The organism is Micromonospora sp. DT48 (assembly GCF_049844495.1).
Taxonomy (GTDB): Bacteria; Actinomycetota; Actinomycetes; order Mycobacteriales; family Micromonosporaceae; genus Micromonospora.
The window spans coordinates 131,856-152,806 of the sequence record NZ_JBNCLE010000018.1; the positions used below are offsets into that span (position 1 = coordinate 131,856).

The following is a 20,951-nucleotide window of genomic DNA, read 5'->3' on the forward strand; positions in this document are numbered from 1 at the left end:
CTCCTGGTCAGGTACCAGTCTGGCGGCTGCTCACCCGGTTTCCGCCGGACCGCTTCGCCGCGTACATCGCGCGGTCCGCCGTCCCGAGCGTCTCCCCGACGGTGTACGCGGAACCGCTGGCCACTCCGACGCTGACCGTCACCGACCACGCCGTCAATCCGGCCACCGCGTCGACCGCCCGGTGGGCGACCTGCTCGGCGGCGCTCAGATCCGCGCCCGGCAGGATCGCGACGAACTCGTCACCGCCCAGCCGGGCCACGAAGTCGTCCCGCCGGACGCTGGTCTCGATCACCTGCGCCACCGCCCGCAGCACGTCGTCGCCGGTGGCGTGCCCCAACGAGTCGTTGACGGCCTTGAACCGGTCCACGTCCACCATCAGCACCGCCACCGGATCGGTCGCGGTCTCCGTGGCAGAGGCCAGGTTCTCCAGGAAGGTGTCCAGGCCACGCCGGTTGGCCACCCCGGTGAGCGGGTCGATCCGCGCCGCCCGTTCGGCCCGCTCGTGTTGCCACCGCAGCGTGTCGTACGACTGCATCGTCACCGCCGCGTGCAGCCACCGGTGCCGCTGACGCCACAGCAGCTCCGCGAGCGCGTCACCGTAGGTCAGGCCCGGCAGCGCGTCGCGTACCCCGTCCTTGGCGAGCAGCACCGCGTGCGTACGGTGCAGCGCCGCAGTGATCAGCCAGTCGTGGTCGGGTGACAGTTCGGCCACCGCCTCCTCGATGACGCGCAACGCCTCGCCCGGTCGCCCGGACCGGCTGAGCGCGACGGCGTGGAACGGCCGACACAGCAGTTGCTCCTGGTGCCGCTCTTCGACGCCGTGCGCCTGCAACAACGCGAGGTACCGGGGGATGTCCTCGGCCGCACCGGCCGGGTCCTGACGGTCGGCGCGGGCGCACGCCGCGAACAGCGACGCGGAGAGCCGCCAGACCTCCGCCTTGGGCCCGGAGGACTCGGTGACCGCCCGCACCGCGTGCTCCTCGGCAGCCGTGGTGTGTTTCTCCGCCTCGGCGACCTGGCCCACCTGGTACAGCTCCAGCGCCCACATGAGGTTGAGTTCCGCCAGGTTGCACAGCCACATCGCCCGGTTGCCGTTGTCCGGGTACCCGGGCCGGCAGGTCGTCTCGTACGCCGCCTGGAACTGTGGCGCCGCCAGCTCGTAGAGCCGCAGCTTCGCGTAACCGATGGCCAGCCCGGTGCGGGCGTTGCCCTCGATGACCGGATCGGGTTCCCCGGCCAACAGCGCCGTCTCCGCCCGGACGAGATCCCGCAGCACGGCCTCGATGTCGTACTCGGCGATGTCCTGATCGCCGAGGCGCAACCGCCGGTCGGCCCGCAGCGACAGCGCGCAGGAACGCCACCCGGCGCTGTGCTCCCGCTCGGCGGCGACCAGCATCAGTTCGGCGGCGGCGATCGCGGCGCGCAGGTCCCCGAGCCGGGTCAGGGCCACCACGCGGACGAAATGCATCGCCGCCGGGCCGTCGCGTAGTTCCCCGGTCGGTTCCCGCAGCGCCGCAACCGCCTCCGCCAGCACCTGGGCCGCGCTGCCGGCCTGCGCCTCCTCCAGCAGCCGGAGGGCTCGGAGGGTCACATCGTCCATGCGGTCTCCTCCGCACCCGCCCAGGGAAGAACAGCCCGATGTTACGGTAGTCAGCCCTCTTCAGGCGCCTTCGACCAGTCTGGACCCTGCGCCAGCGGTCGCCACGCGACGAGGGCGACGAGGGCGACGAGGGCCATCGTCACTCCGGCGAACCAGAACGGTGCCGTCAGGCCCCAGACGCCGGCGATCAGGCCGCCGAGGAGCGAGCCGACCGCAGCCCCGCCCAGGTCTAGGCGTGTATCACCTTTACAGTTGATGGAACTCGTCAGCCGGCGGAGCGCGGTGGGTGGAGTCGGCGTACCGACCCCACCCACCGATGGGGTCAGTTACGCAGGTTCCACTGTTGGTTGGTGCCGCCGTGGCAGGTCCACAGATGGATCACCGTGCCGTTGGTGGTGCCGTAGCCGCTGGCGTCGAGGCACAGCCCGGACTGTACGCCGGTGATGGTGCCGTTGGAGTTGACGTTCCACTGCTGGTTGACCTGACCGTTGCAGTCCCAGATGATCGCCAGCGTGCCGTTGCTGGTGCCCTGACCGGAGGCGTCGAGGCACTTGTTGCCGTACACCATCAGTTGCCGGCTGGCGGTGTAGGTCCATCGCTGGTTCGTCCCGCCGTGGCAGTCCCAGAGCTTGACCTGTGCCCCGTTGGCGGTGCTCGCGCCCTCGACGTCCACGCACCGACCGGACTGTGCGCCGACGATCTGCACGTTCTGCTGACCGTCGCCGCCCTGGGGACCGGCACCGGCCATCACGGCCTGGGCACCCGAGGGCCAGTTCCCGTTGGTCACCGTCACGTTGCCGGACACCACGTTGCCCCGGTCGCCGTTGGTCACGTTGGTGCTGCCGTTGGTCGACCAGTTGTTGGTGACGGTGAAGTTGCCCATGTTCTCGGCGTACCAGTAGTTGGCGGTCGCCCAGGTACCGGTGGACGAGAAGACGTTGGTGCGGGCGGTGTAGTAGCGGGATCCCTCGTCGAAGTAGAGACCGAAGTGGCCGTTGGTCCGCAGGCAGTAATTGTCGCTGATCAGGCCACCCGGGTTCGCCGACAGAGTGTAGATGCAGCCGCCGTCGTTCATCTGCTGCATCACGTCGTGCACGTAGTTGCCGATCAGCCGGTTGTTGCTGGCGGTGGTGGGGGTGGTGTAACGCGGCTGGTAGTTGTACAGGCCCCGGCCGGCGTAGTGGTCGCTGCCGCCCGCGTCGTTGGCACCCCAGCCGTAACCGAGGGACATGCCGGTGTACGGCATGTTGTAGACCTCGTTGTACGAGACGGTGGCGTTGGTGACGTAGGTGGTGAGCACCGAGACGATGCCGCGGTACTCGATCCCGAGGTCGTGCAGCCGATTGTTGCTGATGGTGATGTCACGGTTCACCATCCGCTGGTCGCTGGGGTGGTGGGCGTCGGCGCGTACGCCACCGACGACGATGCCACCGGCGGCGTTGCGGGCGATCTCGGAGCGGGTGATGGTGATGTCGCTGGCTCCCAGGCCCACCCCGCTGGCGTGGGCGTTGGCGTCGTTGCCGATCCCGATCGCGGTCTGTCCCAGGTTGACGAACTGGGAATCGCTGAAGGTGATGTTGTTGGCGGCCGAGATCTGCACGGCGGCGGGCATCTGCTGCCAGTTCGGCCGGGTGGCCTCGAACTGCGGGCAGCCGTTGTGGCAGGAGTTGAAGGCGGGCCAGCTCCAGTTGCCGTAGATGTACGCGCCGGTCTGCTGGTCCACGTAGCCCTGGTTGCTGCTGGCGCCCAGCCAGGTGGTGCCGGTGAAGGTGATCCCGGTGAACCTGATGTGGTGGGCCGGTGCGGCGTAGGTCCCGCCGAGGTTGACCAGGGACTGCTGCGTCGGCAGTTCCACGCTGACGCTGTTCATGTTCTGCCCGGCGAGCGGGATGTAGAACAGTGCGCCACTACCCGAGTCGAGGTACCACTCCCCCGGCGAGTCCAGGAACTCGTAGGCGTTGGTCAGGTAGAGCGGTCCGGCCCGGTGCGGGCTGGTGAAGGTGTCGTAGCCGAAGTTGTTGTTGCTCCAGCCGGGCTGCTGCATCCGGATGAGGTTGCCGCTGATGCTCTGCACCGAGACGTACCGGTCGGTGAACGAGTTGACGCTCTCCATCTGGATCCGGCTCTGGTTGGCCAGGTTGTTGAGGTAGCTCAGTGCGCTGGTGGTGAACCGCATGCCGGTGCTGTCCGCAGTGAAGTCCGCGCGGTTGACCTGGGTGCGGGCGCGGGTGGCGAGCGCACCGTTGACGTAGAGCTGGCGGGTGTCGGTTCCGGCACCGACGTTGGCCCGCCAGATGTTGCGGCCGGCGTCCACCTGCGTCCAGCCGGTGACCGCCCGCGCGCCGCTGATCACCGGACGGGCCGACGGTGCCGCCTGCCAGATCACGTGGTAGCCGTTCGTGCCGGAGTCGGCGGCGGTGAACCGTAGCGGCGACGAGAGCCGGTACACGCCGTCGGCCAGCTGCACGACGATGTCGCCCGACATCGAAGCGTTCATCGACCGGACGACGGACTGCGCTGTGGTCAGGGAACACGGTTGGGCGGCGGTGCAGTTGCTGCCGCCACCGGAGGGGGAGGCGTAGAGGGTGGTGGTCGCGGCGAGGGCGGGGGCGGCGGCGGTGGTGACAGCGGCCACGGTGGCCACGGCGGTCAACGCCACGGCCGTGGCCACGGCCAGCACCCGTCGGGGTGCGGTGGGGGTCGGAGGTACGGACACGGGGGTCTCCTTACCTGGGCGGTGCGGTGTGGTGGGTGCCAATTGGACGGCAGTTCATCATACGAATGATGTCTTCGCAAGGATCGACCGCCATCTGGTCCCCGAAACCGTGAACCGCCCTCGCGGTGACCCCGTCGACCGGAGATCACCGCGAGGGCGGCGGCGCGGATCAGCCCAGGATGCTGCGGAGATAGGCCAGCCCGTCTCCCGCGAGCCGATCCGGAGACGGGGCGAGCGGACGCCAGATCGAGGCGGCGGTCGCGATCGTCGCGTTCTCCGGGGTGAACGACTCGATACAGATCGCGCCCCAGTAACCGGTCGCGGCCAGGGCGGCGAGGAACCGGGGCCAGTCCAGGTGGTCCGACCCGGGCGCTCCCCGGTTGGTGCCGCTGACCTGGACGTGCTTGATGTACGGACCCACGGCGGCCAGCGCCGCGTACGGGTTCGCCTCCTCGATGTTCATGTGGTACGTGTCGATCATGATGCCGACGTTCGACGGCAGACCGTCTATCATCTCCACGGTCTGTTCGAGCGTGTTGACCACACTCGTCTCGTAGCGGTTGAGCGCCTCCACACCGATGGAGACCCCCCGCTCGCCGGCCCGCTCCGCGACCGGGGCCAGCGCCCGACGGAAGTCCACGTAACAGGCGGCGCGTTCCGCCGGCGTCATCCGCCAGGTCCGGCCCACCGACGCGTAGACCGGCCCACCGACGCACGGCGCACCGATGATCGCCGCACTGTCCACGCAACTGTCCAGGTACGCCACCGTGGCCTGCACCACGGCGGGTTCCGCGTTGACGAGTTCCCGCCCGGGTGGGGTGACCGCGCAGACGCCGGCAGCGGCCAGGCCGTACCTGGCGAGCAGGTCCCGGACCCGGTACGGATCCCAGTCACCCGGCTGTTCGATCGGCAGCTCGACCGCGTCGAAACCGAGCGCCGCGATCCGTGGGATCACAGTGGTCAGCGCCCGGTCGTCGACCGGTGAGGTCCACACCCAGGGATTGACACCGACGGCACGCAACGAGCACCTACTTCCAGCGCTGGGGGTAACCCGGCAGGTCGGTGCAGCCGCACATGGCGTAGTGCAGCGGCGGCATCTCCGGGTCGAGGTAGCTGTCCAGGTTCTCCTGGGTGATCGTCGGCTGCGGCAGCTTCCACGGGGCCGACACCTGCTGGCCGTCGAGGATCCGCAGCGCCGCGATGATCGGCGTACGCCACTGGTAGGTCGGATACGTGGGCGCGATCGCGGTGAGACCCTCGTCCTTCCACAGCTTCAGGAAGTCGAGCTGGTCCTCGCCGTTGATCGGAGGTACCGGCTGACCGGCGTCCTGGAACGCCTCCACCGCCGCGACGGCGACCGCACCCGCGTCCATCCAGACGCCGTCGATGGTGCCGTGCCGCTGGATGTAGTCGTTGACGATCTTCTTGGTCTTGGCCGGGTCACCGTCGGTGAACTCCACCCCGACGACGTCGACCTGCGCCTTGTCGAACACCACCTTCGCGGCGGACCAGCGGGTCTCCAGCACGTCGACGCCGGGCAGGATACGCAGCGCGAGGACCTTCCCGCCGGGCTTCATCCGCTGGCTGACGAACTCCGCGCCGACGTGACCGAACCCGTACCCACCGATCGGGTTGATGAAGGTCACCGGGCAGTCGGTGTCGACGCCACGGTCGAAGACGACGACCGGCAGGTCAGCCTTGCAGGCCGCCTCGACCGCGGGGGTGAGCGTGGCGGTGGTGTTCGGCGAGACGATGAGCGCGTCGCAGCCCTTCCCGAGCAGGTCGTTGATGTCGGCGATCTGCTTCTGGTCCTTGCCCTCGGCGTCGACGTGCACGAACTCCTTGATCCGGTCGCCCTGGGCCTCGACCTCGGCCTGCATGGTCTTGAAGCCGACCTGTCGCCACGGGTTGTTCAGCGCCGCGTTCGAGAAGCAGATCTTGTGCGGGCCCGCCTTCTTGAACTTGGCGGTGTCGACCATCTTCGGGTTGAGCACCTGCTCCCACGGCTTGTCGGCGGGGCCGGTCGGCGCGGCGTCGAGCAGCGCGAGTTCGTTGTCGTAGTCGGCCTGGACGAAGAACTTCGACTGTTCCCCGGTGCCGGCGGCGGGCGCGGAGGAGGAGTCCGACGGGGTCGCGGCGGGCTCGTCGGTGGCGCAGGCGGCAAGGGACAACAGGATGAGCGCGGCCGTGGCCGCCATGCCTCGTTTCACTGACAGAATCTCCTTATCTCGACGTGGAACGTCGGGTCGAAACCGCCACGGCGAACAGGATGATGGCGCCCTGGACCGTTGGTCTGAGCGCGCCGGAGACGCCGTAGAAGTTCATGAGCGTGAACAGCAGTTCGAGGGTCAGCGCGCCGAGCATCGCCCCGACGACCGAGCCCCGTCCGCCGCCCAGGGCGACGCCGCCGAGGACGACCGCGGTGATGGCGCCGAACTCCAGCCCGGCACCGGCTTGGAAGGACACTCCGCTGTAGCCGCCGATCAGGATCGCCGCGACCGCGGCGGCGAGGCCGCTCAGCATGAAGGCGATCGTCCGGGTCCGGTGCACCCGGGCGCCGCTCAGCTCCGCGGTACGCGGGTTGTCCCCCACGGCGACCAGGACCCGACCGAAGTCGGAGCGCATCAACAGCACGGCGAGGGTCGCGAGGAGCAGCAGGATCACCAGGGCGTACGGGATGCGCCCGAGCCCTGGCACGTCCTCGAACGCGCGCCGACCGAACCGGCGGAACTCCTCGGAGAGCCCGCCCTTGGGTGCGCCGTTGGACCAGAGGTAGACCGCCCCCACCAGGATCAGGAACATGCCGAGGGTGGTGATGAACGAGGGCACCCGCAGTCGCGTCGTGATCAATCCGTTGACCAGCCCGACGAGCAGCCCACCGGCGAGCAGCACCAGCACCACCGGCCAGGTCCGGGACGGGTCGCTGTCGATGAGCCGCGCGGCGACCACGACCTGCGCGGTGACCAGGGAGCCGACCGACAGGTCGAACTCGCCGGAGACGATCACGAAGTACTGACCGGCGGCGAGCAGGATGAGCGGTGCTGATCGGCCGAGGAACGACATCAGTGAGGGCGGCGCCATGAAGTCGGGCTGCCGGACGGTGATCAGCACCAACAGCACCGCGAGTATCGCGATCAGGGGCAGGAGGCCACCGGAGCGTACCCGGGCGAGCCGGGACGGCAGCGGGCGACGCTGGACGAGTCGCATCTCAGATCGCCGCCTTTCGCATGCTCCGGCGGGCGTAGACGGCCACGGCGGCGATGATGATGGCTCCCCGGATCACCTGCTTGAAGAAGGCGTCCACTTCGAGCTGGTTGAAGATGGCGTCGATGCTGGCGAGCAGCAGGACACCGCCGAGGGTGCCGATGACCCCGCCCCGGCCACCGGCGAGAGCGGTGCCACCGATGACCACCGCCGCGATCGACTCCAGGTCGTAGAGGCCCTCGGTGCCCACCCGTGGGGCGCCCGAACCGAGCCGACTGGCCAGGTAGATCCCGGCCAGGCCGGCGCAGAGTGAGCAGAGCACGTGGGCCACGACCAGGACCCGCTCGTTGCGCACGCCGGAGAGCCGGGCGACTTCCGGGTCGCCCCCGACGGCGACCAGGTGGTGGCCGAACCGGGTCCGCGTTAGCGCGAACCAGCACGCCCCGGTCACCGCGACCAGCAGCAGGAAGGACAGCGGGACGGGACCGATGCGCTGGTAGCCGAGGGTCTGCACGAGCGTCGGGGAGGTGCTGCCGGCGGGCCCGTCGTAGCCGTTGTCGAGGTAGCCCTTGAGCAGCAGCCCGACGCCGAGGGTGGCGATGAAGGCGTTGATCCGCAGCCGGGTGACGAGCAGCCCGTTGAGCAGCCCGACAGCGGCGCTGACGGTGAGCGCGAGGCCGACCGCCGGTAGCAGTGCGCCGTCACTGCCGTTCATCGTCTCGGCCGCCACGAGGGTGCTCAGACTGATCACGTAGGCGACCGACAGGTCGAGTGAACCACCGAGGATGACCAGGGTCTGGCCGACCGCGACGAGGCCCAGCCCGGCGGCGACGTGCAGCAGGCTCACCGTCGTCGCCTGGTTGAACAGCTGACCGCCGTCGATCATGACGATCAGCCAGCCGACCGCCAAGGTGATGGCCAACGCCACGAACACGCCCGGCACGGGCGGCCGAGCCGACCGCAGTGACGCGGTACTCAGGCCGCCGAATCCGATGGCCCGTCCGCCGCGCCCACTCACGCCGCCGCCCCGCGTACCGTGCCGACGGCCAGGGCCACCACGTCCTCCTCGGTGGCACCGGCGGACAGCTCACCGGCGATCCGGCCGTCGCGCATGACGAGCATCCGGTCACTCATGCCGAGCAGTTCCGGCAACTCGGACGAGATCATCAGTACCGCCGCGCCCGACCGGGCGAGCCGACGGACGAGATCGTGGATCGCCGACTTCGCGCCCACGTCGATCCCCCGGGTGGGCTCGTCGAAGAGCAGGATCAACGGGTCCAGTGCGAGCCACCTGGCCAACACCACCTTCTGTTGGTTGCCGCCGGACAGAAACCGGATCTCCTGGTGGTCACCGGCGGCCCGGACCTCGACGGTGGCAAGCAGCTCACGCACGCGTACGGTGCGCGCGGCGCGGCCCGAGCGGAGCGGGAGGACCGCCCGGCTGGCGAGCAGCGCGTTGTCGAGCACCGACTGTCGGCCCACGATGCCCTCGCCCTTGCGGTCCTCGGTGACGTACGCGACGCCGGCCCGCGTCGCCGCACGCGGTGAGCGCAGCCGGGCCGGCTTACCGTCGATCGTGACCAGACCGGTGGTGAACGGCTCGACCCCGAACAACGCGCGGGCCAGTGCCGACCGTCCGGAGCCCTGAAGGCCACCGACGCCCAGCACCTCACCCGCGCGCAGGTCCAGGTCGATGTCGCGTAGTTTGCGGTTCCCGCCGCCGCGCACGGTGAGCCGGACCGCTCCGACGTCCTCGGGGGCGGCCCGGTCGGGGTAGTAACTGGACAACTCCCGACCGACCATCTGGCGTACCAGATCCTCCGCCGTGGCCTCGGCGGTGGGCATCGTCCGCACCCGGCGTCCGTCCTTGAGGACCGTGATCCGGTCGGACAGGTCGAAGACCTCGGTCAGCCGGTGCGAGACGTACAGCAGGCCGATGCCCTGTTGTTGCAGCCGCCGCACCAGCCCGTAGAGCAGTTCGACCTCGTGGTCGGCCAGGGCGGCGGTGGGCTCGTCCATGATGAGCAGTCGCGCGTCGAGGGCGAGCGCCTTGGCGATCTCCACCACCTGTTGCTGGGCGACTCCGAGGCGGCCCACCACCGCGTCGGCAGGCAGTGCCGTCTCGCCGATGGTGGCCAACAGCTCCCGGGTGCGGCTGAGCATCCGTCGCCGGTCGACCAGACCGCGCCGCCTCGGCTCGTGCCCCAGGAACACGTTCTCCGCGACGGTGCGTTCCGGCAGGAGGTTGAACTCCTGGTGGATGATGCCGATGCCGGCCCGCTGCGCCTCTCGTGGGCCACCGAACACGCGTGGTAGTCCCGCGAACTCGATGACACCGCCGTCCGGGGCGTGCCCACCTGAGATGATCTTCATCAGGGTGGACTTGCCGGCACCGTTCTCCCCCACCACGGCGTGCACCTCACCGGGGGCGACGTCGAGATCAACCCCGTCGAGGACGCGCACCCCGAAGAAGGACTTGCTGATGCCGCGCAGGGCGAGCAGTGGCGTCTGCGGCCGATCCGACATCAGGATTCCTTACTGGTAGTAATCGCCAAGGGCATCGATGCGCCACCTCAGAATCCACTTCCGACCGACCGGTCGCCTGGCTTTAGATATCGCAAGCGATGCTTCCTGTTGTCGTGCTCAAACTTTCGCTTGACACAACCGAAACATCGCACGTATGAAGATAGATGCTCGGGGATAGGTGCGCAATCCCCGATCTTCCCGGACTCCCGGCCGGGCCGATGGCAGGCAACGACGCCGGGTCAGGTCCACTGGGGAACGCACGTGCCATTGATCATTCCCGCCTACATGTTTGCGTTAACATTCATTTATGTACATGTCCCTATCTATCTAGGCTCCTTGCCACCAGGAGCCGGGCTCCACCCGAACGTGACTCTGCGTAACGGCCGGCGGCGCCGCTCCGGTACGCCGAGCCCGTGCGACAACCGCACCCGCCCGCCATCCCGGCGGGCGTCGGCGGACGCGCCCCGGGGGGTGACCTGACTCGTGGTAGCGCCCCTGTTTGCTCCGCCCCGACGAGGAGACGGCATGCGTCGAAAAACAGCCATCATCGGACTGATCACCGGTCTGGTACTGGCGATCGCGCTGGTCCAGCCGGCATCGGCTGCTCCGGCCTTCCGCGCCCTGTTGTTCACCAAGACCACCGGCTACCGGCACGACTCGATCCCGGCCGGGGTCTCGATGTTCCAGCAGCAGGCTGCGGCCAACAACTTCGAGCTGGTGCACAGTGAGGACTCCAGTGTCTTCACGGCAGCCAATCTCGCCACCTTCGATGTGTTGATCATGTTCCAGACGTCCGGCATGGTGTGGACGTCGGCCAGCCAACGCCAGGCGGTGGAGGGCTACCTCGCCAGCGGCAAGGGCATCGTGGCCATCCACAACGCCACCGACATGGGCATCGAGGGCGAGTACCCGTGGTGGGACCAGACCATCAACGCGGGTGCCCACATGCCGGAGCACTCCCCCGGCGTCCTGCCCGGCACCGCCATCGTCGCCGACAAGAAGCACCCGTCGACGGCCGGCCTGCCGGACCGATGGAACCGCAGCGAGGAGTGGTACAACTTCGACAAGAACCCGCGCGGTGAGGTGCACGTCCTGGTCACCGCCGACGAACGCACGTACAACCCGGGCTCCCGGGCGATGGGCCCCGACCATCCGATCTCCTGGTGCCGTAACACCGGCGGTGGCCGGGTCTGGGCCACGGCCATGGGACACGCGAGCGAGTCCTACAGCGAGACCCACTTCCGCAACCACGTCCTCGGCGGCGTGAAGTGGGCCGCCGGCAACGAGCCGGGTGACTGCGGCGGCACCGTCTGGGGCAACTTCGAGAAGCGGACCCTCGACAGCAACACCGTCGACCCGATGGCGCTCGCGGTGGCCCCCGACGGCCGGGTGATCTACGTACAGCGTGGCGGTCAGGTCAAGATCTTCAAGCCGAGCACCAACAGCACGGTCACCGCCGGCACGCTCAGTGTCTACACCGGAGGCGAGGACGGACTCACCGGCGTGGCGCTCGACCCGAACTTCGCCACCAACGGGTACGTCTACCTGTACCACTCGCCGGCCAGCAGTTCGACCGACGTCAACCGGGTGTCCCGCTACACGCTCAACGGCGACACGTTGAACATGTCCAGCGGGGTCACCATCATCGACATCCCGGCGTACCGGGACCGTACCTACCCCGAGCCCGGCCACACCGGCGGGTACATCGCCTTCGGGCCGGACGGCAACCTCTACATCGGCACCGGTGACGACGTTCCGCCGAACCTCGACCCCAACTGGCAGGGCTACGCCCCGCTGGACTGGCGTCCGGGCAAGCACATGCTCGACGCGGCGCGTACCGCGGGCAACACCAACGACCTGCGCGGGAAGCTGCTGCGCATCCGGCCCTCCGCCAACGGCGGCTACAGCATCCCGTCGGGCAACCTCTACCCGCAGGGGACGGCGCAGACCCGGCCGGAGATCTACGCGATGGGCTTCCGCAACCCGTTCCGCTTCTCGATCGACCCGGCCAACGGTTGGGTCTACCTGGCCGACTACGGGCCCGACCGGAACCCACCGACCACCAACCGGGGCCCCGAGGGCCTCGTCGAACTCAACGTGATCAAGGCACCGGGCAACTACGGCTGGCCGTTCTGCCACGGCAACAACCAGCCGTACGCGCCCTACAACCCGGACACCGGCGTGGTCGGCGCGAAGTTCAACTGCTCCGCTCCGGTCAACAACTCGCCCAACAACACCGGGCTGACCAACCTTCAGCCGGTCGTCGCACCCAACCTGTGGTACGGCTACCCCAGCTCGCAGACCTTCCCCGAGCTGGGCTCGGGTGGCTCCGCGCCGATGGGTGGGCCGGTCTACCGCTACGACGCCTCGAACCCGTCCGCGACGAAGTTCCCGCCGTACTACGACGGTGTCCACTTCTTCTACGAGTGGTCGCGCGACTACATCAAGGAGGTGCACTTCGACTCGGCCACCGCGGTCACCCGCACCAACCCGTTCCTGCCGAACACCAGGTTCAACAGCCCGATGGACCTCGAATTCGGCCCGGACGGCTCGCTCTACCTGCTGGAGTGGGGCACCAACTTCGGTGGCGGCAACAGTGACTCCGGCCTCTACCGGATCGACTACGTGCAGGGTGGCCGGACCCCGATCGCCAAGGCCAGCGGCACGCCCACCAACGGCAGCGCCCCGCTGACCGTGCAGTTCTCCAGCGCCGGATCGATGGATCCCGACCCCGGCGACACGATCAGCTACCTGTGGACGTTCGGCGATGGCACCACCTCGACGGCGGCCAACCCGTCGAAGGTCTACACCAACAACGGCAACTACACGGCCCAGTTGAAGGTGACCGACAGCTCGGGCAAGTCCGGCTTCGCCAACGTGCAGATCACCGTCGGCAACACCGCACCGGTGGTCACCATCACCACACCGGCCAACGGTGGCATGCTCACCTTCGGCGACCGGGTCTCCTACCAGATCAGCGTCACCGACCCGGACGGCGGGACGATCGACTGTTCCAAGGTCTTCCTCAACCCCGCCCTGGGGCATGACGACCACGCGCACGAGACCACGGACTACGCCGGCTGTTCCGGAACGATCCCCACCGACCTGCTCGGCGGACACCCGGACGGCGCGAACCTGTTCTACGTGCTCAACGCGCGGTACACCGACAACGGTGGCGCGGGCGGCGCCGCACCACTCACCGGGCGTGCCCAGGTGATCCTCCAGCCCAAGCACAAGCAGGCCGAGTACTACAGCAGCCAGTCGGGCACCCGGATCATCGACCAGGCCGGCGCGGAGAGCGGCAAGCGCATCGGTGACATCTCCAACAACGACTGGATCGCCTTCACGCCGATGAGCCTGTCCGGCATCACCAGCGTGAGTTACCGGCTGTCGTCGCCCTCCGGCGGCGGCTCGATCGAGCTGCGGGCCGGATCGCCGACCGGAACGCTGCTGGCCACCACCCCGGTGCCGAGCACCGGCGGATGGGACAACTACCAGTCGACACCGCCGGTCAGCGTCACCCCCTTGGCCGGCACCCACACCCTGTACCTGGTGTTCAAGGGCAGTGCCAACAACTGGTTCGACCTCGACTCGCACACCTTCGGTGGTCCGGGCGTGGGAGTCGGTGACAGCGGTGGCGGGATAGCCGGCCGGACGTGGACGATCACCGCCCAACACAGCAACAAGCTGATGGACGTCAACGGGGTGTCCACCGCCGACGGCGCCCAGATCCACCAGTGGGCGGCCACCGGCGGCAACAACCAGAAGTGGCAGGCGGTCGACGCCGGGGGCGGTGCCGTCTACCTGCGGGCCGTCCACAGCGGCAAGTGCGCGGAGATCACCGGCGGCTCCACCAGCGCCGGTGCCTTCCTCCAGCAGGCCACCTGCAACAACAGCAACCAACAGAAGTTCACCGTGACGTCCACCGGGACCAGCGGGGTCTACACGATGAAGAGCACGTTGAGCGGGCTCTGCGTCGACGTCAACGGCGGTGCCACCACCGACGGTGCCCGTCTGTTGCAGTGGAACTGCCACAGCGGCAGCAACCAGCAGTGGCGGTTCAGCCTGGCCTGACCGGGCGCGCACCACGACCGTCACCTCCCGTCGGGACCGGCCTTCGACACCGGAGCCGGTCCCGACCGGGCACCTGACCGGCTCCTGGCGGGGCGGGTACGGACTCGTACCCGCCCCGCCAGGGCGGTGCCCGAGCAAGACGACCTACACCGGCGCGGCGAGCAGCCCGGCGGTGGCGAGTGCTTCCCAGAGTTCGTCGGGGACCGCCACGGCCGAACGCCGTACGGTCTGCGCCGCCTGTCCGCCGTCGCGGACACCGACCACCGTCGAGACCACGGCCGGGTGCCGGCGGACGAAGGCGAGCGCCGCCTGCGGCAGGGTGACGCCGTACCGTTCGCAGACCTCGGCGATCCGCCGCGCCCGCTCGATCAGCTCCGGCGGCGCCTGCTGGTAGTTGTAGAGCGCGTCGGCCGGGGGGCGCTCCCGCGACAACAGTCCGGAGTTGTAGACGCCCGCGATCACCACACCCACCCCGCTGCGCTGCGCGAGCGGCAACAGGTCCTCGGCCGCCCCCTGTTCGAGCAGGGTGTACCGACCGGCGCACATCACCACGTCGACATCGGTCTCCCGGACGAACCGCGCGAGCATCGCGGACTGGTTCATGCCGGCGCCGATCGCACCCACCACGCCCTGGTCACGCAACTCGACCAGGGCCGGCACCGCCTCCCCGGCGGCCTGCTCCCAGTGGTCGTCGGGGTCGTGCAGGTAGACGATGTCGATCCGGTCCAGGCCGGTGCGGGCCAGACTGGCCTCGATGGAACGCCGTACCCCGTCGCGGCTGAAGTCCCAGACCCGGCGGTGGCTCGCGGGCACGTCGAAGCCCTCCGGGTCGCGCAGGTGTGCGTCGGCCGGTGACGGCACCAGCAGCCGGCCCACCTTCGTCGACACCACGTACTCGTCGCGTGGTCTGCTCCGCAGCGCATCGCCCAGGCGACGCTCGGACAACCCGAGGCCGTAGTGCGGCGCGGTGTCGTAGTACCGCACGCCCGCCGCCCAGGCGGTGTCGACGGCGGCGACGAACTCGTCGTCCGTGGTCACCCGGTACAGGTTGCCGCCCTGGGCCGCGCCGAAGCCCAACTCGGTCAGGCTCACCGCCGTACGACGGGGCAGTACGTGCCTGTTCACGACGCCTCCAGTCGATAGCAACGCCGCGCGGTGCCCGCCCAGATCGCCGCCTGCTCGGTGGGGTCGAGGTCACCCAGCAACTGCGCGACCGCCTCGATCCAGCGTGGGTACGAGGTGGCGAGCAGGGACACCGGCCAGTCCGAGCCGAACATCAGCCGGTCCGGCCCGAACACGTCGAGCGCGTGGTCGACGGCAGGTCGGAGATCGTCCACCGTCCACGGCGACCGGGGCACCTCGGTCGTCAGGCCGGACACCTTGGCCACCGTGTTGGGCGCTGCGGCGAGGGCCCGCAGGTCCCGCCGCCAGTGGTCGAACTCCGGGGTGCCCAGCGCGGGCTTGCCGAGGTGGTCGAGGACGAACCGCACCTGGGGCAGGTCGTGCGCCAACCGGGCGGCCATGGGCAGTTGGTGTTGCCGGACCAGCAGGTCGAAGACCAGTCCGGCGTCGCCGACCGCGGCGATGCCCCGGCGCACGTCGGGTCGGTCCAGGTACGCCGGGTCCGGCTCGCTCTGGACGAGATGACGGATGCCGGTCAGGCGCTGCCCGCCGGGTGCCGAGCGCAGCCGGTCGAGGCGGGCGGCGACGTCGGCGGCCGTCAGGTCGGCCCAGCCGACGACGCCGCCGACCAGGACGTCGTCGGCTGCGGTACGCAACAGGTCCAGGGTTTCCCTCGTCGAGGCGATGGACTGCACGACGACGGTGTTGGTGACCCCTGCCGACCGGGCGAGTGGGGCGAGGTCGGTGACCTCGAAGTCGGCGTCGATGGCCGCCATGGTCACCGGGTCGATCCACGGCTGCGGATGCCGCGCCCGGACCCACAGGTGGTGGTGCGCGTCGACGATCTGGGGCGTCGGCTCGGTCATCGGCCCAGCCACCCCCCGTCGACGGGCAGCACGATCCCGTTGACGTAGTCGGAGGCCGCCGAGGCGAGGAAGACCGTGGCCCCACCGAGATCGTCGGCGGCGCCCCACCTACCGGCCGGGATCCGGGCCAGGATCGCCTGGTTGCGGTCGGGGTCCTCGCGCAGGGCTCGGGTGTTGTCGGTGGCGATGTAGCCGGGGGCGATGGCGTTGACGTTCACCCCGTGGGCGGCCCACTCGTTCGCCAGGGCCTTGGTGAGCCCGGCCACGCCCGACTTCGACGCGGCGTACCCGGGCACCGTGATGCCTCCCTGGAAGCTGAGCAGGGACGCGGTGAAGATGATCTTTCCGTGGCCACGGTCGACCATCGTCCGCCCGATCTCCCGACTCAGCACGAACTGGCTGTTCAGGTTCACCTCGATGACGTGGTCCCAGATCTCGTCGGGGTGGTCGACGGCCGGGGCGCGGGCGATCGTGCCACCGTTGTTGACCAGGATGTCGATCGGCCCGAGCGCGATCAGGTCGTCGGCCAGCCGACGCACGGCCGCCCGGTCGGCCAGATCGGCGCGCAGCGCGGTGAACCGTCGCCCGGCGGCACGCACCCGGCGGCCCACCTCGCTCTCCTGCGGTTCCAGGTTCGCCGATACCCCGACCACGTCGGCACCGGCGCGCGCCAACGCCTCGGCCATGGCCAGCCCGATGCCGCGTCGGGCACCGGTCACCACCGCGGTCCGTCCGGACAGGTCGAACAGATTCGTCACCGGTCGCCCTCCTGCCAGTCCAGCAGCACCTTCATGACACCGCCACCCTCCAGCGCGGCGAACGCCTCGGTCGCCGCGCTGGGCGGCGCGACCCGGGAGATCAGCTGTCGGGTCGGGATCGCGCCGGAGGCGACCAACCGGATCGCCTCCGCCATGTCGTCGCGCTGGTACAGACGCGCGCCGAGCAGTTCCAGCTCACGCCAGAAGAACCGGTGCAGGTCGACCTCCCTCGGCCGGGGGTGGATCGCCACCATCACCAGCCGCCCCCGGGCGGTCAGCACCCCGACCGCGGTGGCGACACCGGCCGCAGAGCCGGAGACCTCGAAGGCCACGTCGGCGCCCGCACCGTCGGTACGCTCGTCGACCAGCGCCGCCACGTCGGTCGCGGTCGGGTCGACGGCCTCGATCCCGATGTCGCCCGCCACGGCCCGCCGCGTGGCGTCCGGCTCCACGAGCAGCACCCGAGCGCCCCGGCCCTGAGCCACGGTGCCGATCAGCACCCCGATCGGTCCACCGCCGACGACGACCACGTGGTCACCGGCGGCCACCTGTCCCCGTCGCACGTCGTGCACGGCGACGGCGACCGGTTCGACGAGTGCGCCCTGGTCGAGCGGCAACTCCTCCGGCAGCGGCAGGACCAGTTCCGCCGGTACCGTCCAGGAGGACTGCATGGCACCGGGCGAGTCGATGCCGAGGAAGTTCATGGCGTGACAGATGTGCGAGTTGCCGCGCCGGCAGGCGGCACACCGCCCACACCACCTGGTGGGCAGCACGGTCACCGGCTGGCCGACGGACCAGCCGGTGACGCCCTCCCCCAGCGCCGCGATCCGCCCTGACATCTCGTGCCCGATGATCGCGGCGGCACCGACCCGGGCGTCCATGTCCCCGTGGTAGATGTGCAGGTCGGTGCCGCAGATCCCGGTGTAGGCCACCGAGATCCGCACCTCGCCGGGCCCGGGTGCCGTCGGCTCACGCTCCTCGACTCCGAGGTTGCGCGCTCCCCGGTAGACCACTGCCTTCATCGATCCTCCGTATCAACGGCCGTACGCGACTCGTGCCGGCCCACCGTCTGTGGCGTCAGTGACATCCGGTCGGGGACACCTGATTGCTGTTGCACGTCGGTGCGGCGGCCCGAGCCAGCGGCAGGCCGGTGGCCGGTACGACGCCGTCCGTCGCCGCCAGCAGCCGCCGCCCGGCCTCCTCCGGCCGCACGTTCGGGCCGTCGACCGTCGGTGCCTGTGGGGGTTGGATCCGCTGCTCGTCCACCCGCAGGCCGAGTCCGGGCGAGTCGCCGAGGATGAACGCCCCGTCCTCGACGTGCAGGTCGACGGTGACACCGACCGGCGGCCAGAGGTCCTGCAACTCGCTGGTCAGGTGGTTGGGCACCGAGGTGGCGGCGTGCAGCAGCCCGAGCGGGCTGTTGCCGATCGGGCTGACCGGCAGGTCGTAGGCGTGCGCCAGGGCGGACACCCGCAGGAAGTGGGTCACTCCCCCGACCGCGGAGGTCTGGACGACGTCGACCGCACCGGCGGCGATCAGCGGGCGGTACTGCTCAAGCCCGGTGAGGTTCTCCCCGGTGGCGACGGAGGCGCGTACTCCCCGGCCGACGGCGGCGAGCCCTTCGGCGTCCCAGCGCCGAACCGGCTCCTCGATCCAGATCAGGTCGAGGGTGCGTTCGAGTTCGCACACGTGCCGGACGGCCTGCTTGCGGGTCCACGCCTCGTTGACGTCGAGCATCAGACCGGGACGCAGCCCGTGGCCCGCATCGGCCAGGACCTCCTTGACCAGGTGGAGTCGGCGTCGGTCCCGCTCGATGTCGAGGCCGCCCTTGAGCTTGGCCGCGCGCAGCCCGTGTGCCGCGTAGCGGGTGTACGCCGAGATGAGCTCGTCGTCGGTCAGGCCGATGTCCAGGCCGGAGGCGTACGCCGGCACCCGCCGGTCGCGCCCGCCCAGCAACCGCCACAGCGGCTGGCCGACCGCCTGCGCCTTGATGTCCCAGAGCGCGGTGTCGAGCGCGCCGATGGTGCCGAACACCGGCCCCGCGTGACCGGCCTTGAAGGTGTGTCGCAGCATCCGGTCGTAGAGCGTGGTCACCGCCCGGGGGTCTTCACCCTCGATGGCCGCGAAGATCCGCTCGATCTCGACATGCGGACCGATGCCCACACCCGACAGCCCCTCGTCGGTCTCCACGACGACGATCGGCACGGTGACCTTCCCGTCGGCGAAGACGCCGTTGGCGTCGCCGACCGGGCGCCCCCATTCCTGGACCGTGGTGAGCGTCCGATATCCGGTGATGCGCATGTCAGCCCTTCGTGGAGCCGGCGGCGACGCCGTCGGCGATCTGGCGCTGGAGGAAGAGGTAGACCACCAGGACCGGTATCGCGGCGATCAACACCCCTGAGGCGAAGGTGGGAATGTCGTCGGAGTACTGCCCACGTAGCGAGGTCACGCCGACCATGAGCGTGCGGTGCTCCGCCGACGGCATCATCACCAGCGACATCAGGACGTCGTTCCAGCAGAACAGTGCGTTGAGGATGCCCACCGACAGCAGCGCCGGGGTGCCCAGGGGCAGCATGATCCGGCGGTACACGCCGTAGACGCTGTTGCCGTCGATCCGGGCCGCGTCGATGACCTCGCGCGGGATGGTCTTGTAGTAACTCGTCATCAGGAAGACGGTGAACGGCAGGAACTGCGCCACGAAGACCAGAACCAGCCCGGGATACGTGTCGATGAGGGCGGTGTCGGCCATGATCCGGGCGAGCGGCACCATGATCACCTGGAAGGGTACGAAGAGTCCCGCGAGGCAGCCCAGGAACAGCGCCGAGGAACCCCGGAACCGAAGCTGGCTCAGGGCGAAACCGGCCATCGACCCGAGCAACAGCAGCAGCACGACCGACGACGTCACCACGATCAGCGAGTTGAGGAAGTACCGGTCCATGCCGACGCTGTTCCACGCCGTGCTGATGTTGTCCCAGCGGAGGGCGTCGGTCAGGGCGAACCGGTCGAGGATGTAGTCCCGCCGGGTCTTCATCGCCACGTTGACGGTGAACAGCAGTGGATAGATCGTCGCCAGCGCGAGCAGCGTCATCGGGATGGCCAGCAGCCACCGGCTCAGTCGTACGCGGGTCATCAGTCCTCCCCTCCCGCCCGCCTGAGCAGCTTCACCTGGAGCAGCCCCACGACGAGCATGATCACGAAGAGCACCGTCGACGCGGCCGAGGCGAGGGCGGGCCGATTCATCTGCCCCTGCTGGATCCAGATGTAGTACTCCGGAAGGTAGGTGGAGCCCTCCGGTCCGCCGCTGGTCATCACGTAGAGCAGGCCGAACATCGAGGTCAGCATCCCGACCATCGTGGTGACGGCGACGAACGCGATGGTGCGGGACAGGCCCGGAATGATCACGTGCCGGATGACCTGGAGCAGCGACGCGCCGTCCACCCGGGCCGCGTCCAACAGGGCGGAGTCCAGGGTGGCGAACCCGGCCAGGAACACCACCAGCGCCATGCCGAAGGTGGCCCAGATGTGGACGCCGACCACCACGAACATCGCGACGTCGGGATCCCCGAGCCAGTCCACCGGGCCGATGCCGACCGCCCCGAGCACCGCGTTGACCGGGCCGTCGAAGGCGAGCAGCAGGTTGAAGATCGCGCCGACGATGACCGGTGAGAGCACCGCCGGGAAGAAGTAGACGCTGCGGTAGAAGCGGTGTCCGGGCACCCGGAGGTAGATGAACGTGGCGAGCAGCCCGGGGATGGCGACCGCCACCGGAAGCAACAGCACCAGCAACCCGACGTTGCCCAGCGCGGTGCGGAACAGCGAGTCGTCGAGCAGCTCAAGGTAGTTGTCGATGCCCACGACGGTGCCGTTGCGCTCCCCGTCTCCGGTGAAGGAGAAGTTGACGCCGAGCAGCAGCGGGTAGAGCCGCAGCACCACGATGATCAGGATGGCGGGCGCGACCAGGACGTAGGGGGCGAAGCGCTCGGCACGCGCGCCGCCACGCGACCGCCGTGGCCGGGTGCCGCGGTGGCGGCCGGTGGCCTCGGCCGCCACCGGGTCGGCGTCGGTCCGCCCGGATGACACCGGGC

Annotated in this window: 15 protein-coding genes; 1 reads left to right on the forward strand and 14 read right to left on the reverse strand. The window is 69.5% G+C overall.

Annotated features, from left to right (window positions below):
- Positions 1-7: 7 nt before the first annotated feature.
- The 7 genes from ACLQ2S_RS21550 to ACLQ2S_RS21580 all read right to left on the reverse strand — a co-directional run bounded on the left by ACLQ2S_RS21550 (position 8) and on the right by ACLQ2S_RS21580 (position 10,046).
- A complete protein-coding gene (locus tag ACLQ2S_RS21550; RefSeq protein WP_425702494.1) occupies positions 8-1,600 on the reverse strand; it encodes a diguanylate cyclase in 1,593 nt (530 codons plus the stop codon).
- Positions 1,601-1,922: 322 nt separating this feature from the next.
- The gene (locus ACLQ2S_RS21555) at positions 1,923-4,316 is read right to left on the reverse strand and encodes an RICIN domain-containing protein (protein WP_309223804.1); all 2,394 of its coding nucleotides are present in this window, start codon (positions 4,314-4,316) and stop codon (positions 1,923-1,925) included.
- Positions 4,317-4,485: 169 nt separating this feature from the next.
- On the reverse strand, positions 4,486-5,310 hold the full coding sequence (locus tag ACLQ2S_RS21560) for a sugar phosphate isomerase/epimerase family protein (RefSeq protein ID WP_309223805.1): 825 nt from the start codon (positions 5,308-5,310) through the stop codon (positions 4,486-4,488).
- A 34-nt stretch (positions 5,311-5,344) separates the two neighbouring features.
- On the reverse strand, positions 5,345-6,526 hold the full coding sequence (locus tag ACLQ2S_RS21565; protein WP_309223806.1) for a substrate-binding domain-containing protein: 1,182 nt from the start codon (positions 6,524-6,526) through the stop codon (positions 5,345-5,347).
- 13 nt (positions 6,527-6,539) lie between these two features.
- Positions 6,540-7,523 carry an ABC transporter permease gene (locus tag ACLQ2S_RS21570; protein WP_425702497.1) on the reverse strand — a complete coding sequence of 328 codons (984 nt, stop codon included), beginning with the start codon at positions 7,521-7,523 and terminating at the stop codon, positions 6,540-6,542.
- 1 nt (position 7,524) lies between these two features.
- Positions 7,525-8,538, reverse strand: a complete 1,014-nt coding sequence (locus tag ACLQ2S_RS21575; protein ID WP_309223807.1) for an ABC transporter permease — start codon at positions 8,536-8,538, stop codon at positions 7,525-7,527.
- A complete protein-coding gene (locus tag ACLQ2S_RS21580; protein WP_155221648.1) occupies positions 8,535-10,046 on the reverse strand; it encodes a sugar ABC transporter ATP-binding protein in 1,512 nt (503 codons plus the stop codon). Before ACLQ2S_RS21580 ends, ACLQ2S_RS21575 begins: the two co-directional genes overlap by 4 nt.
- Positions 10,047-10,571: 525 nt before the next feature.
- Between ACLQ2S_RS21580 and ACLQ2S_RS21585 the strand changes: the two genes are divergently transcribed.
- Positions 10,572-14,120 carry a ThuA domain-containing protein gene (locus ACLQ2S_RS21585; RefSeq protein WP_155221649.1) on the forward strand — a complete coding sequence of 1,183 codons (3,549 nt, stop codon included), beginning with the start codon at positions 10,572-10,574 and terminating at the stop codon, positions 14,118-14,120.
- 144 nt (positions 14,121-14,264) lie between these two features.
- Here the strand turns inward: ACLQ2S_RS21585 and ACLQ2S_RS21590 are convergent, their stop codons facing one another.
- The 7 genes from ACLQ2S_RS21590 to ACLQ2S_RS21620 form a co-directional block, all read right to left on the reverse strand.
- A complete protein-coding gene (locus tag ACLQ2S_RS21590; protein WP_309223808.1) occupies positions 14,265-15,245 on the reverse strand; it encodes an aldo/keto reductase in 981 nt (326 codons plus the stop codon).
- On the reverse strand, positions 15,242-16,108 hold the full coding sequence (locus tag ACLQ2S_RS21595; protein WP_155221650.1) for an amidohydrolase family protein: 867 nt from the start codon (positions 16,106-16,108) through the stop codon (positions 15,242-15,244). The genes ACLQ2S_RS21590 and ACLQ2S_RS21595 overlap by 4 nt, the downstream gene beginning before the upstream one ends.
- On the reverse strand, positions 16,105-16,866 hold the full coding sequence (kduD, locus tag ACLQ2S_RS21600) for a 2-dehydro-3-deoxy-D-gluconate 5-dehydrogenase KduD (protein ID WP_309223809.1): 762 nt from the start codon (positions 16,864-16,866) through the stop codon (positions 16,105-16,107). Before kduD ends, ACLQ2S_RS21595 begins: the two co-directional genes overlap by 4 nt.
- Positions 16,863-17,888: a zinc-dependent alcohol dehydrogenase gene (locus ACLQ2S_RS21605; RefSeq protein ID WP_155221652.1), complete on the reverse strand. Its 1,026-nt coding sequence runs from the start codon at positions 17,886-17,888 to the stop codon at positions 16,863-16,865. Before ACLQ2S_RS21605 ends, kduD begins: the two co-directional genes overlap by 4 nt.
- Positions 17,889-17,943: 55 nt before the next feature.
- Positions 17,944-19,167: a mandelate racemase/muconate lactonizing enzyme family protein gene (locus ACLQ2S_RS21610; RefSeq protein WP_155221653.1), complete on the reverse strand. Its 1,224-nt coding sequence runs from the start codon at positions 19,165-19,167 to the stop codon at positions 17,944-17,946.
- Position 19,168: 1 nt separating this feature from the next.
- A complete protein-coding gene (locus tag ACLQ2S_RS21615) occupies positions 19,169-19,996 on the reverse strand; it encodes a carbohydrate ABC transporter permease (protein ID WP_155221654.1) in 828 nt (275 codons plus the stop codon).
- The coding region (locus tag ACLQ2S_RS21620) for a carbohydrate ABC transporter permease (protein ID WP_425702503.1) at positions 19,996-20,951 on the reverse strand (956 nt) is incomplete at its 5' end. The genes ACLQ2S_RS21615 and ACLQ2S_RS21620, both read right to left, overlap by 1 nt.

Bases quoted from the DNA above. Each gene is read 5' to 3' on its own strand.
- ACLQ2S_RS21610 (WP_155221653.1), bottom strand. From the start codon at position 19,167: ATGCGCATCACCGGATATCGGACGCTCACCACGGTCCAGGAATGGGGG.
- ACLQ2S_RS21595 (WP_155221650.1), bottom strand. From the start codon at position 16,108: ATGACCGAGCCGACGCCCCAGATCGTCGACGCGCACCACCACCTGTGG.
- ACLQ2S_RS21585 (WP_155221649.1), top strand. From the start codon at position 10,572: ATGCGTCGAAAAACAGCCATCATCGGACTGATCACCGGTCTGGTACTG.
- ACLQ2S_RS21580 (WP_155221648.1), bottom strand. From the start codon at position 10,046: ATGTCGGATCGGCCGCAGACGCCACTGCTCGCCCTGCGCGGCATCAGC.
- ACLQ2S_RS21605 (WP_155221652.1), bottom strand. From the start codon at position 17,888: ATGAAGGCAGTGGTCTACCGGGGAGCGCGCAACCTCGGAGTCGAGGAG.
- ACLQ2S_RS21550 (WP_425702494.1), bottom strand. From the start codon at position 1,600: ATGGACGATGTGACCCTCCGAGCCCTCCGGCTGCTGGAGGAGGCGCAG.
- ACLQ2S_RS21570 (WP_425702497.1), bottom strand. From the start codon at position 7,523: ATGCGACTCGTCCAGCGTCGCCCGCTGCCGTCCCGGCTCGCCCGGGTA.
- ACLQ2S_RS21615 (WP_155221654.1), bottom strand. From the start codon at position 19,996: ATGACCCGCGTACGACTGAGCCGGTGGCTGCTGGCCATCCCGATGACG.